A 9,439-nucleotide genomic window follows, 5' to 3' on the forward strand; every position below is an offset into this window, starting at 1 on the left:
TCGCGGACCACGGCAGCCTGGCCGCCGCGGCCCGCGCCGTGGGCACCGCCCAGCCCAACGCCAGCCGGTCCATGGCACGGCTGGAGCGCTCGGTGGGGGTTCCCCTGCTGCACCGCTCCACCCGCGGCTCCACCCTGACCCCTGCCGGCCTGCTGGTCACGGACTGGGCTCGGGACGTGGTGGCCGCGTCCCGCCGACTCGTCGACGGCGCCGCCCTCCTCGCGCAGGACTCTTCCCATTCACTCTCGCTGCGGGTGTCCGCGAGCCAGACCGTGGCAGAGCACCTGCTCCCCCGGTGGCTCGCGGAGATGCGTTCCGCCCACCCGGAGTCCCGCGTGCGCGTCACGGTGCACAACTCCCACGAGGTGGCCCGGGACGTGCTACGCGGCGCCGCGGACGTGGGGTTCATCGAGGCCCCCGCACCCCCCTCCGGGCTGCACCACACGGTGGTGGCTCGGGACGAGCTCGTGCTCGTGGTGCCGTCGGGACACCCGTGGGCCTCGCGGCATGATCCGGTGACCACCGCCGAGCTCGCCGCCACACCGCTCATCACCCGGGAGGCCGGTTCAGGAACCCGCCTGGCCCTGGACGAGGCACTGGGCCGGCCAGTGACCTCCCTGCTGGAGATGCCCAGCAACGCCGCCGTGCGGGTCAGCGTGCAGGCCGGCTCCGGGCCGGCGGTGCTCAGCCGGTTGGCGGTGGGTGACGCCGTGGCCGCCGGGACCCTGGCGCAGGTCCCCACGGTGCTGGACCTGCACCGCGAGCTGCGCGCCGTGTGGCACGGCCCCCGCCGGACGCAGGGCCTGGCGGCGGAGCTGATCGCGGTGGCACGGCGCACGGATCCGCCGGGCCCGTGACGGTGCGAAGGCGCTCCCCTCGGCCCTCCCCGGAAGCGGGAGCGTCTGAGGAGAAGATCTGACCGCGGAGCGCGAGAAAATCCCGTCAGATCCTCTCCTCACGCGTTACCTTCGGTAGAACACGGAAAGGCCCTCCATGAGCGATGAGTATCCTCCCCGGCGTGTGCTGGCGGATTTCCACGCGGCCGCCCGAGACGGTCAACGGGATGACAGTGCTCCCCACGTCTTCGGGGCCTGGGCCTCCGGGACCGGCCTGGCGGTGGTCTACGCCCATCCAGACTGCTGGGGGCGAGTCCTAGGACTTCTCCGCGCGTGGCCTCCCCACTACATGGACGACGATCCAGCCACCAACGGTGGGGGCATCTACACCGAGATCATGGAACCTCCCGGGCGGGCCGTTGACGACGCCTGCCAGGACGAGCACGGGATCTGGTGGATGGGGGATCTGCCGGACCGGAGCACCCCGACGGTGCCCGATGCCTCAGCTTTCGGGTGGCGCTGATTCCCTGACGCACCGGGTGACCCCTTGACTGTCGAATCACCCGTCTCTGCGGCCGCGGCCGTTTGACGGTCTCGAACATCCCGTTGCTCTTGCCCCCTGCCCTTCGGCCGGACATGATCACCCCATGGCCTCGCTTGCAGTGCACTACGACCTCGACGCCGCGCAGCTCCCTGATCTTCCGGGCGACGACGACATGACGGGGCTGATGATCGACCACACCGAGCTGCTCGGGTGGAGCCAGGGTTTCGATCCGGAGGACCGGGACTCCTGGACGTGGCAGGTCAACGAGGTGACCCGGGTCAGCAGTGCCACCGGCCTCACGTACTCGATCCAGGTGAGCCTTCCCCAGGACCGGTCGGTCCGCGCCCCGTGGGCGGGCATCACCACGAGCGCGCACACCCTGCTGGAGCGGTGGGGGCTCGGGGACCCCGCGGGGTACTCCTTCGGGTTCGATGCGGCGGACACGGCGCTCCGGCAACCCACGGGTCTCGAGTTCGTCGATCGCCTACCCGCCTCACCGGAGGTCTCCGTGGGCGTCAGTCTCTTCGCGGCGCTGGAGCGGCCCCGCGGCGTCGATCTGCTCGACACCCTGCTGGCCGAGGCGCGCGACCTGATGATCGGGCCGTCCTCACCGCAACGAACAGGGGTGACGCTGGAAACGGTCCCCGCACCGCTCCCCGAGTTCCAGGGCACCCCCTGGAAGCACGTGGCAACCGTGGACACCCGGTTCCGGGAATGGAGCCCGCTCGTGGTCGGAGCACTGGCCAGCACGGTCATGTTCACAGCGCAGGAGCTGCGAGTGCCGGGCCCCCTGATGGTGCACCTGCACAGGAGCATCACCCCCACGACGTGAGGTTCCGCCGCTCGGGGAGGCGCCAGCGTGTGAGGAGAGGATCTGACCGCAGATCCCGACGGAATCCCGTCAGAACCTCTCCTCACGCGTCACGGGCGTCGGGTCAGCTCGCGTCCTCCAGGGTGGGCACGTGGCGCAGCAGTGCCTTGGTGTAATCGTGCTCCGGGTGGCGCAGCACCGCGTCCGTGGGCCCGTAGTCCACGAGCTTGCCCTTCTCCAGCACCGCCAACTTGTGCGAGATGTGCCGGGCCAGCGCGATGTTGTGGGTCACGAACAGCATGGCCAGCCCGCGTTCGTGCTGCAGCTCGCGCAGCAGCTCGATCACGGAGGCCTGCACGGACACGTCCAGCGCGGAGGTGATCTCGTCGCACACCAGCAGCGAGGGTGCGTTCACGAGCGCCCGCGCCACCGCGGCGCGCTGCCGCTCGCCACCCGAGAGCTCACCGGGCCGGCGGTCGATGTAGCTGCGCCCGAGCCGCACCGCGTCCAGCGCGTCCGCGACGGCCTCCCGCCGCTGCGCCCGGGACATCCCGCCCGTCATCTGCAGCGGGACCTGCAGCGAGTCGCCGATGCTGCGACGTGGGTTCAGGGACGAGAACGGCGACTGGAACACGTACTGGATCCGCCGGCGCTGCTCGTTGCTGCGCCGCCGGGTGCTCGGTGCCAGCACCTCCCCGTCCAGGAGCACCTCCCCGGTGTAGCCGTCGTTGAGACCGGCCACGCTGCGGGACAGCGTGGTCTTCCCGGACCCCGACTCCCCGAGCAGCATGGTGGTCTGCCCGGCCTCCAGGTCCAGGCTGATCCCGTCCAGGATCACCGCGGACCCGTACGCCATCCGCAGGTTCCGCACGCTCACCACGTGCGCGTGCTGCCCACCCGCGCCGACGACGCCGCCCGCGCCCCGTGCGCGCACCGCCGCACCGGTTCCGGGGTGGCCGGCTCTCGCTGTCGCCGCGGGCGTCGACCCGGCAGCCGGTTCGTGCTCACCGCTCGCACGGTCCCGGGTGTGCGCGTCCTCGGACCCGCTGGGGTCGTCGGACGTCCGGTCGGAACCGGTCAGGGGAGCCGCCGTACTGTCCGGGTCCCCCGGTGCGCCCGCCCGGTCCAAGGCGGGGCGGGCCCCGTCCGGAGCCGGGGCACCCGGGGGCACCGCGGCGTCGTCGCCCGCAGTGGTGGAGGGAGTGCCGGGTGCGGACGCAGCGGCCTGACCGGGAGCGGCCCTGCCGCGGTCCCACGGGGCGCGCACCGAAGCCTCCGGGCTCACCGCGGGTCCACCACCCATGTCTCGGGCGCCGCGCATGTCCGGCACGGCGTCCAGGAGGGTGCGCGTGTACGGGTGCTCGGGGCGGTGGAGGACGCGCTCAGCGGGGCCGTGCTCCACGATCTGGCCATGGAGCATGACCGCCACGTCGTTGGCCACCTGCGCCACCACGGCGAGGTCGTGGGTGATGTAAAGCCCCGCGACGTCGTGCTTGGTGGTCAGCTGGTAGACGGTCTTGAGCACGAGGTCCTGCGTGGCCACGTCCAGACCGGTGGTGGGCTCGTCCAGGATGATCACGGCAGGGCGGCACGCGAAGGCCATGGCGATGCCGATGCGCTGCTGCTGACCGCCGGAGAGCTCGTGCGGGAACCGGCGCTGGTACTCGCGGGTGCCGGGCAGACCCACCTCGGAGAGCACCTCGGCCACGCGGGCGTCCCGCTCGCCGGCGTTGCGGCCGAACTCGTGGGCGCGCAGCACCTCGTGGATCTGCTCACCCACCCGCAGCGAGCCGTTCAGGGACAGCGCGGGATCCTGCGGGACGTAGGCGATCGTGCCGCCGCGCAGTCTGCGCATCTTCTTCTCGGACAGCGTGAGCAGGTCCACGGCACTGCGGTGGAAGCGCGAGGCCCCCTCCTCGAGCCGCACCGTGCCGCCGCGCAGCTCCAGCCCGGACCTCAGGTGGTTCATGCACGCGAGCGCGGCGGTGGTCTTGCCGGATCCGGACTCGCCCACGAGCGCGAGGATCCGGCCCGGGCGCAGGGTGAAACTGACGTCGTCCAGGATGAGGTCCCCGCCGGTGACCCCGAGGTCCAGGTGGGACACGGTGATCGCGGTGTCCACGGTGGCACGGGGAACGGTGGTGTCGCGCATCCGGTTCCGTGCTTTGTGCTCCGACCTTCTCATCAGGCGCCCTTCTTCGCGGTGGTGCGGACACGGCCCGCGGAGGCAGTGGCCACGGCGTCGGCCAGCAGGTTGGTGCCCACGGTGAGCACCGCGATCGCGATGACGGGCAGGAGCACCCCCCACGGCTGCAGGGACAGCGCGATCCGGTTCTCGTTGATCATCAGGCCCCAGTCCGGGGTGGGTGGCTGCATGCCGAGTCCCAGGAACGACAGGGAGGCCACCGCACCGATGGAGTACGTGAGCCGCAGGCCCACCTCCACCATGAGCGGACCCATGATGTTGGGCAGCACGTCGCGGCCCAGGATCTTCCACTGCGGCACCGCGTACATCTGAGAGGCCAGCACGTAGTCCTCCGCCACCACGCCGGCGGTGGCGGAGCGGATCACGCGGGCCACCCGGGGTGCGTGGGTGATGCCGATGACCAGCACGAGCACCCACCCCTGGGGGCCCAGGACCGTGACGGCCAGCAGCGCGAACACGAGCTGCGGGATGGCCAGCAGCACGTCCCCGGAGCGCATGATCACGGCGTCCAGCCAGCCGCGGCGGAACGCGGCGAGCATGCCCAGCACCGCGCCGATCCCCACGCCCAGCACGGTGGCCAGCGCCGAGTACAGCAGCAGCCTCCAGCCGCCCTCCAGGAACCGGGAGAGCACGTCACGGCCCAGGTTGTCGGTGCCGAACACGCCCGGCTGGAACGGCTTGCCCGCGAAGGAGTTGGACCCGTACCCGGTCCACGCGGGCACCACGAACGGCCCGAGCAGCGCCACGAGGAGCACGAGGCCCGTGAGCACGAAGCCCAGCTTGGCCGTGGGCTGCTGCACCACGCGCCGCACGAAGGACACGGGCCGCGCATCACCTCGGGACTCGCTGTGCCCGAAGTCCTGTGGTGCACCGCCGTCCGGTGCGCCGGCGCCCCCGGGGGTCACGGCAGGGTCTGCGGCCACGGCGACGTCGTTCGCGGCCGTGGTGCCGCCGGTCTCCTGGGGCGGGACACCCGCCCTGTTCTGCGCGCTCATGAGCGGGACTCCGTCCGCAGCTTGGGGTTGGCGAGGATGCCGATGACGTCCGCGATGAGGTTCACGACCACGTAGAACGCGGCGATGATCATGGACAGCGCCTGGACCACCTGGACGTCACGGTTGTTCACGGCGTCCACCATGGCCTGGCCCAGTCCGGGGAAGCGGAAGAGGTACTCGACCACCACGATGCCCCCGGCCAGCCACGCGAGCTGCATGGCCACCACCTGGGCCACGGGGCCGATCGCGTGGGGCAGGGCGTGCTTGAAGATCACCTGGTGCTCCGGCAGGCCCTTGAGCCGGGCCATCTCCACGTACCCGGAGTCCAGGACGTCGATCATGGTGGTGCGGGTCATGCGGATCATGTAGGGCACCACCACGAGCACCAGGGTCAGGGACGGCAGGACCAGCTGCAGCGGGTAGTCCCACACCTGCATCCCCGGGGCCGCCATGGTCACGGAGGGCAGCAGGGTGAACACCGTGGTGGAGAGCAGGGTGGTGAGGATGACACCGATCACGAACTCCGGCAGCGCCGCGAGCACCAGGGAGAAGCCGGTGAGCGCCTGGTCCGAGGCCCGGCCCTCGCGCATCGCGGACCACGTGCCGAGCAGCAGGCCCACGGGGATCGCGATCACGGCCGCGATGACCATGAGCACCATGGAGGCGGAGACCTTGCTGGCGAGCAGCTCGTTCACCGAACCACCCGTGGCCGCCGAGGTGCCGAGGTCACCCACGAACAGCCCGCCGAGCCACGTGAGGTAGCGGGTGTACCAGGGGTCGTTGAGCTGCAGCTGCTCGCGCAGCGCGGCCAGCCGCTCCGGGGTGGCCTGCTGCCCCAGGATCGCCTGTGCGGGATCACCGGGGAGCATGAGGGTGAACGCGAACACCAGCAGGGACACTGCCAGCAGCACGAAGACCGAGACTGCCAGCCGTTTGAGGATCATGGCGGCCATGCGATCACTTCCTTTCCTGGTCGATCCACAGGTGGCGCATGTGGAACCCGCACACCGGCATGCCGATGCGGTGCGCGAACCCACCGCCCACGTAGTTCTGGTAGGCGTCCGCCTGGTTGAAGAACCCCCAGGCGATGTACCCGCCCTCGTCGTGCAGCTGCTTCTGGGCCTTGGCGATCAGCTGGTTGCGCTTCTTCTCGTCCATGGTGGCGCGTGCCTTCGCGTAGAGCTCCGTGAACTTCGGGTCCGCCCAGTGGGTCTCGTTGAACGGGGCTTTCTCCACGGTGCCCTGGGCCGTCTGCGAGAGGAAGTTGCGGGTGTACCAGAAGTCCTGGGAGAAGGGGTACTGCAGGTACCCGTCGCCGAAGAACGTGGTGCTGTCCACGCGGCGCAGCGTGACGGTGATCCCCGCCTCCGCGGCCTGCTCCACGAAGACCTGGGCGGCCTCCACGGCGCCGGACTGGATGGGCGCGGTGACGAGCTCCACCTCCAGCCCGTCCGGGTGCCCGGCGTCCGCGAGCAGCTTCCTGGCCTTCGCGATGTCCCGGGTGCGCTGCGGGAGGTCGGGGGTCCCCGGGTCGAACGGGGCGTACATGTCGTTGGCCACGGTGCCGTGGCCGGAGAACACCTGCTCCACCATCTGCTCGCGGTCCACCACCAGCCGGAACGCCTGCCGGACCCGGGGGTCGTCGAACGGTGCGACGTCCACGCGCATGGTGAACGGCAGCCAGTTGCCGGTCTCGGAGAGCACGGTGTGCAGCCGCGGGTCCGTGTTGACCACGTCCACCAGGGCGAGCGGCAGCTGGCCCACCACGTCCACCTGCGTGGAGAGCAGCGCGTTGACCAGGGCGTCCGGGTCGTTGAAGTTCAGCAGGTGGACCTCGTCCACGTACGGCGGCTCGGCCCAGTAGTCAGGGTTGCGCTTGAGCACGGTGAGCTGCCCCGGCTCGAAGTCCCCCAGGGTGAACGGCCCCGTGCCCACCGGCTTCTCGGGGTCGTAGTCCGCGGGCACGATGCCCATGGAGTTCTGGGACAGGGAGTCCAGCAGGGTGGAGTCCGGCTGCTCCAGCTCGAAGCGCACCGTGCGCTCGCCCACGGCCACCACGCGCTTGAGCCCCGCGAGCGCGGACGCGCCGGTCTTGGGGTCCTTCGGATTGGTGATCCGCTCGAACGTGGCGACCACGTCCTGCGGGGTCAGTGGGCGGCCGTCGTGGAAGCGCACACCCTCGCGCAGCCGGAACTCCCACGTCCGCCCGCCCTTGAGCGGACGCGCGGACTCGGCGAGCCCGGGCACGGTCTTGTAGTCGGGGTCGAACTCGTAGAGGCGGTCGTACAGCCCCATCACGCGGCCGCCGTCCGCGGTGACCACCGGGGCGTGGGCGTCCAGGCTGTCGGACGCGCCGCCGCCGGTCATCCCGATCCGCAGGATGCCCCCGCGCTGCGGTTCTCCCGAGGCCTGCGCCACGGCCGCTCCGGGCTCCCCGTTGCTGCTGCCGCAGCCCGCCAGGGCCAACGACGCCGCCGCGGCGCCCAGTCCCATGAACCCGCGCCGGCTCAGCCCGGAGCGGACGCCGCGGTGCGGCCCGTCCGGTCCTGGACGGTGCACGCGGCTCTCGGGATCAGGTCCTCCGGAGGGGAGCGCGGACGGTGGCACAGGGTTCATGGTTCCTCGCAGGCTGAGTGGTCGCGGGCGGGATGGTCGCGGGCACGCGGAACGACGCGCGGCGTCGCAGGCAGTGCGGACGCGCACCCGCGGGCACGGGCGGCGTCGAGGCGGCGTGGGCCCAGCTACGGGATCTTGCTCAGGCGCGGGGCCACCACGCGGTGGCCCTGCAGAGGCGTCTGAACGGTGAGCCGACGGCGGTAGATGGCCGACTGCTCGGGGTGCGCGGGCCTGCTCGGCGGCGGCGCGGACGCGGCGGCCAGTTGGCAGACCCGGGTGCGGACGAGGGCAGGAAGAACGGCCGTGCAGTGCATGCGGCCTCCCTCGGCTCGTCGGACGGGCACCGGGACCGGTGAGGCGATTCCGAGATCGCCCGTGGCCCCGATCACCCCCAAGCTACCGCGCCGCGGGGCTCGACGGGGTGAGGCGGACCGGTCCACTGCCCTCGCGTCGAGCCAGGCGAGACCCGCTTCACCCTTGCAAGGGCCCGCCGGACGCCTCCGCCGGGACGCGTGACGCACCCCGTCCGAGGAGGGCCCACGCGCGGGCGTGTCGGGGCGGACGTCAGAGCTGCGCGTCCGGCGGCCACTGGCCGCGTTCCTCCAGCACCGCCCGCAGCAGGTCCGCCCGGTCCGTGATGAGCCCGTCCACGCCCATGTCCAGCAGCCGGTGCATGTCCGCGGTGTCGTTGACCGTCCACACCTGCACCGCGATCCCCTCCCGGTGGGCGAACTCCAGGAACCGCGGGGAGACGATCGGCACGGTGACCTGCCTGCCCAGGGGCAGGTCCAGGGTGTGGTGCTCGGGCAGCTGCAGGGTGTCGAACGGCGCAACCGCCCGGGCCCACGCGCGGCGGTGGCCCGCCCACAGTGCCGCGGCGATCGTCGGGGAGAGCCGGTCCGTGAGCGGTGCCATCGTGGACACCGCGAGGAACCCGGCGGTGCCGAGCGTTCCGGCGGAGGTCCGAACACGGCGGCCGGTGAGGTGCGCGATCCGGGCGAGCGTGCGGCGTCGTCGTGACTCGGAGAACGAGGTGACCCGCACCCGGTCCGCCGCGTCCTCCCGGGCGACCACCTCGGGCAGCGCGGCCACGGAGGCCTCGTCCTTGACGTCGATGTTCAGGCACGCGTCCGGCAGCTCGCGCAGCAGCTCGGCAAGGGTGGGGATGCCGTGCTCCCCGCCCACCCGCAGCTCGCGCAACTGCGCCCACGTGAACTCGTTGACGTCCCCGTCCGTGCCCGTGACCCGCTCCAGCGTGGGGTCGTGGAACGCCACCACCACGCCGTCGCTCGTGGTGTGCACGTCCGTCTCCAGCCACACGAAGCCCAGCTCCGCGGCGGCCCGGAAGGCGGCCATCGTGTTTTCGTGCCCGTCCGGGGAGAACCCGCGGTGGGAGAGCGCGGCGGGGTTCCGGCCGGCACGGAACCGGGC

The 9,439-nt window shown here is 71.8% G+C and carries 9 protein-coding genes; 3 read left to right on the forward strand and 6 right to left on the reverse strand.

Annotated features, from left to right (window positions below; genetic code table 11):
• The 3 genes from D9R02_RS10125 to D9R02_RS10135 all read left to right on the forward strand — a co-directional run.
• Nucleotides 1-857 (forward strand): LysR family transcriptional regulator (locus D9R02_RS10125; RefSeq protein ID WP_147435355.1); only part of this gene is annotated, 857 nt, incomplete at its 5' end.
• A 328-nt stretch (nucleotides 858-1,185) separates the two neighbouring features.
• Nucleotides 1,186-1,359, forward strand: coding sequence for a hypothetical protein (locus D9R02_RS12125; protein ID WP_158217867.1), 174 nt, complete (start codon nucleotides 1,186-1,188; stop codon nucleotides 1,357-1,359).
• A 124-nt stretch (nucleotides 1,360-1,483) separates the two neighbouring features.
• Entirely contained in the window at nucleotides 1,484-2,212 is a 729-nt protein-coding gene (locus D9R02_RS10135; protein ID WP_019310590.1) for a chitin-binding protein, read from the forward strand.
• Nucleotides 2,213-2,315: 103 nt separating this feature from the next.
• Here the strand turns inward: D9R02_RS10135 and D9R02_RS10140 are convergent, their stop codons facing one another.
• The 6 genes from D9R02_RS10140 to D9R02_RS10165 all read right to left on the reverse strand — a co-directional run.
• On the reverse strand, nucleotides 2,316-4,343 hold the full coding sequence (locus D9R02_RS10140) for an ABC transporter ATP-binding protein (protein WP_121566853.1): 2,028 nt from the start codon (nucleotides 4,341-4,343) through the stop codon (nucleotides 2,316-2,318).
• 32 nt (nucleotides 4,344-4,375) lie between these two features.
• Nucleotides 4,376-5,392, reverse strand: a complete 1,017-nt coding sequence (locus D9R02_RS10145) for an ABC transporter permease (RefSeq protein ID WP_223246201.1) — start codon at nucleotides 5,390-5,392, stop codon at nucleotides 4,376-4,378.
• The gene (locus D9R02_RS10150) at nucleotides 5,389-6,345 is read right to left on the reverse strand and encodes an ABC transporter permease (protein ID WP_070636649.1); all 957 of its coding nucleotides are present in this window, start codon (nucleotides 6,343-6,345) and stop codon (nucleotides 5,389-5,391) included. Before D9R02_RS10150 ends, D9R02_RS10145 begins: the two co-directional genes overlap by 4 nt.
• 4 nt (nucleotides 6,346-6,349) lie before the next feature.
• The gene (locus D9R02_RS10155) at nucleotides 6,350-8,008 is read right to left on the reverse strand and encodes an ABC transporter substrate-binding protein (protein ID WP_235586563.1); all 1,659 of its coding nucleotides are present in this window, start codon (nucleotides 8,006-8,008) and stop codon (nucleotides 6,350-6,352) included.
• Between the two features lie 125 nt (nucleotides 8,009-8,133).
• Entirely contained in the window at nucleotides 8,134-8,322 is a 189-nt protein-coding gene (locus D9R02_RS10160; protein WP_019310595.1) for a hypothetical protein, read from the reverse strand.
• 250 nt (nucleotides 8,323-8,572) lie between these two features.
• Nucleotides 8,573-9,439: glycerophosphodiester phosphodiesterase family protein (locus tag D9R02_RS10165; RefSeq protein WP_121566854.1), on the reverse strand; the 867-nt coding region annotated here is incomplete at its 5' end.

Origin of the sequence: Kocuria rhizophila, assembly GCF_003667225.1 — a bacterium.
Classification (GTDB): domain Bacteria; phylum Actinomycetota; class Actinomycetes; order Actinomycetales; family Micrococcaceae; genus Kocuria; species Kocuria rhizophila.

Excerpts from the sequence above, each read along its gene's own strand:
- D9R02_RS12125 (WP_158217867.1), top strand. The coding sequence starts at position 1,186 with ATGGACGACGATCCAGCCACCAACGGTGGGGGCATCTACACCGAGATC.
- D9R02_RS10135 (WP_019310590.1), top strand. The coding sequence starts at position 1,484 with ATGGCCTCGCTTGCAGTGCACTACGACCTCGACGCCGCGCAGCTCCCT.
- D9R02_RS10140 (WP_121566853.1), bottom strand. The coding sequence starts at position 4,343 with ATGCGCGACACCACCGTTCCCCGTGCCACCGTGGACACCGCGATCACC.
- D9R02_RS10145 (WP_223246201.1), bottom strand. The coding sequence starts at position 5,392 with ATGAGCGCGCAGAACAGGGCGGGTGTCCCGCCCCAGGAGACCGGCGGC.
- D9R02_RS10150 (WP_070636649.1), bottom strand. The coding sequence starts at position 6,345 with ATGGCCGCCATGATCCTCAAACGGCTGGCAGTCTCGGTCTTCGTGCTG.
- D9R02_RS10155 (WP_235586563.1), bottom strand. The coding sequence starts at position 8,008 with ATGAACCCTGTGCCACCGTCCGCGCTCCCCTCCGGAGGACCTGATCCC.
- D9R02_RS10160 (WP_019310595.1), bottom strand. The coding sequence starts at position 8,322 with ATGCACTGCACGGCCGTTCTTCCTGCCCTCGTCCGCACCCGGGTCTGC.